Here is a 2,250-nt window from a genome sequence, read left to right as displayed (position 1 = left end):
GCAGCAATATGGATTTTATATCAGGAGCTTAGGACCAGATTCAGGCGCCGATGACCTGATCGGCCACCGCGCCGGAGCGCAGCATGTCTTCCAGCGTCAGCGAGTCGATGATCAGAAGGTAAGACCAGAACACCTCGGCAAAGATCTTGCGGATCCGGCAGCTGGCTTCATCGGTGCAATCCTCGCAGCGCTGATAGGCGCGGCGCGACAGGCAGGGCAACGGCGCAATCGGCCCGTCAATCGTGCGCAGAAGTTCCGAGATCGAGATATCGCCCGGCTTCTTGATCAGCACATAGCCGCCCGACCGCCCCCGGATCGACGCGATCACGCCGGCGTTGCGCACCTCCAGCAGGATATGCTCCAAAAACCGTTTGGGCGTGCCCGAGCGTTTGGCGATCTCTTCGATCGTCAACGACAAGGGCTTGGGCTTACTGGCCTCATCGGCCAGCACCAGCAGCGCCTTCAGGGCATATTTCATCTTCTGCGTGATCATGGCTGACGCTAGCCCGGCTAAATCTCAGAATCAAGGTCGGGATTTACTCCCAGTGCGACCGCCTGCCCGGGATACGACAGGCAAGGCAATGTAAACCAACAGTTTTCCTCCTGGCACCAATACACGATAAAGACGGTAGACAAAATGATTTTCAGTGTCATGCTAGAAGAAAGGCCCCGCAAAGACCTGCCAGACGACATGGAGACATCGCATGGACCCCCTCGACCTGATCGACCGCAAGATCGTGGCAGAGCTGATGCGCGACGCCACGCTGCCGGTCTCGCAGATCGCCGACAAGGTCGGATTGTCGCAAACCCCGTGCTGGAAACGCATCCAGAAACTGCAGGATCAGGGCGTGCTGACCTCCCGCGTGGCCCTCGCTGATCCGGGCAAGCTGGGCTTTGGCCTGACCATCTTTGTCGGGATCGAGGCCCCCGACCACACCGCCGACTGGCGCGAGGCCTTTGGCCGCGCCACCCGCGACATCCCCCAGATCATGGAAGTCTACCGCATGGCCGGCGAGATGGATTACCTGCTGCGCATCGCAGTGCCCGACATGGCGGCCTTTGACACGCTGTATAAACGCCTGACCGATGCGGTGCCGATCAAGAATGTCACCAGCCATTTCGCGATGGAGCGGATGAAGTTCACCACCGCCTATCCGGTCGACACCACCCACCGCTGACCGGGCCGGAGAAGGATCTTCTCTTTGCGGGCCGGTCTTTGGAAACGACAATCACGACTGATCTGGTAGATTTAACCCATCGCAGATTCGAAACAAGGGAGACCGAGATGACCAAGACCCTGATCGTTCCCGGCCTTGATGGCTCGCCAGCCCCGCATTGGCAGCAGTGGTGGGCCGCCACCGAACATGACGCCATCCCGGTGGAATTGTCCGAACCCGAGCGCCCGGTGCCTGAAGTCTGGGAGATCGAGCTGGGCGGCATGATCCTGCGCCACCCCGGCTGCATATTGGTCGGCCATTCGCTGGGCGCGGTGCTGATCGCGCGCATGCTGGCCACCTGGCCGCATCTGCGGGTGCGCGCCGCCCTGCTGGTCGCCCCGGCCGAGACAAACGTGGCCACCCGCATCGGCCACTTCGGCCCGATCCCGGAGGTCCGGCTGGATGTGCCGACCACCGTGGTCGCCAGCCGCAATGACCCGTGGATGAGCTTTGGCCGCGCCCGCCATCTGGCCCGCGCCTGGGGGTCTGAACTGGTCGATATGGGGCTGGCCGGGCACATCAACGTCGCCTCCGGCTTTGGCCCCTGGGCCTACGGCAAAGAGTTGCGCGACGATCTGGCCCATCGCGCGGCAGCACAAACCGCCCTGCAACCGGTCTTCGGCACCGCCGCAAGACCCGCCAACCGCCTCACCACAAGGATCGCGCTATGACCCGCCTGTTCCGCACCGCCACCCCCACCGCCGCCGATTACGCCGGGCTGGCCCTGTTCGCGGTGGTCTACCTCGCCGCCCTCACCCTCGTCATCGCTCCGGGCACCTTCATCCCCCGCGACGCCCCGCCAAGCCTCGCCTTCTCATCCGACTGACTGTTTCAGCCAACCGACAGGAGAAACCCCATGCTCGACGGACGCTTTGACCCCGCCTTCCATCAGGCTTTCATCTCCTCCGACACCCATCCCGTCGAACTCCCCGTTCCGACCTGGGGGCTGGCGCTGATCATGCTCAGCGCCATCGGCATCATGGCCACCCTCTGCGCCGTCTCCCTGCCATGACTGACCAGAGCGGCGGCGCGG

5 protein-coding genes are annotated in these 2,250 nt (G+C 63.2%); 4 read left to right on the top strand and 1 reads right to left on the bottom strand.

Features of this window, described 5'->3' with window-relative positions:
- Positions 1 to 40 precede the first annotated feature (40 nt).
- The gene (locus tag J2X53_RS22425; protein WP_349039702.1) at positions 41 to 493 is read right to left on the bottom strand and encodes an Rrf2 family transcriptional regulator; all 453 of its coding nucleotides are present in this window, start codon (positions 491 to 493) and stop codon (positions 41 to 43) included.
- 211 nt (positions 494 to 704) lie between these two features.
- On the opposite strand from J2X53_RS22425, the gene J2X53_RS22420 reads away from it, so the two are divergent.
- From J2X53_RS22420 to J2X53_RS22405, 4 genes are all read left to right on the top strand, one after another.
- A complete protein-coding gene (locus tag J2X53_RS22420) occupies positions 705 to 1,178 on the top strand; it encodes an Lrp/AsnC family transcriptional regulator (protein ID WP_349039701.1) in 474 nt (157 codons plus the stop codon).
- 107 nt (positions 1,179 to 1,285) lie between these two features.
- Positions 1,286 to 1,888: an alpha/beta hydrolase gene (locus tag J2X53_RS22415; protein ID WP_349039700.1), complete on the top strand. Its 603-nt coding sequence runs from the start codon at positions 1,286 to 1,288 to the stop codon at positions 1,886 to 1,888.
- Positions 1,885 to 2,043 carry a hypothetical protein gene (locus J2X53_RS22410; protein ID WP_349039699.1) on the top strand — a complete coding sequence of 53 codons (159 nt, stop codon included), beginning with the start codon at positions 1,885 to 1,887 and terminating at the stop codon, positions 2,041 to 2,043. Before J2X53_RS22415 ends, J2X53_RS22410 begins: the two co-directional genes overlap by 4 nt.
- A 30-nt stretch (positions 2,044 to 2,073) precedes the next feature.
- Positions 2,074 to 2,229 carry a hypothetical protein gene (locus J2X53_RS22405; RefSeq protein ID WP_349039698.1) on the top strand — a complete coding sequence of 52 codons (156 nt, stop codon included), beginning with the start codon at positions 2,074 to 2,076 and terminating at the stop codon, positions 2,227 to 2,229.
- The last annotated feature ends 21 nt before the right edge of the window (positions 2,230 to 2,250 follow it).

It is taken from the genome of Pseudotabrizicola sp. 4114, from assembly GCF_031457365.1.
Classification (GTDB): Bacteria; Pseudomonadota; Alphaproteobacteria; order Rhodobacterales; family Rhodobacteraceae; genus Pseudotabrizicola.
Note: the sequence above shows the minus strand (reverse complement) of the source record. Positions and strands in the feature narration are given on the sequence as shown.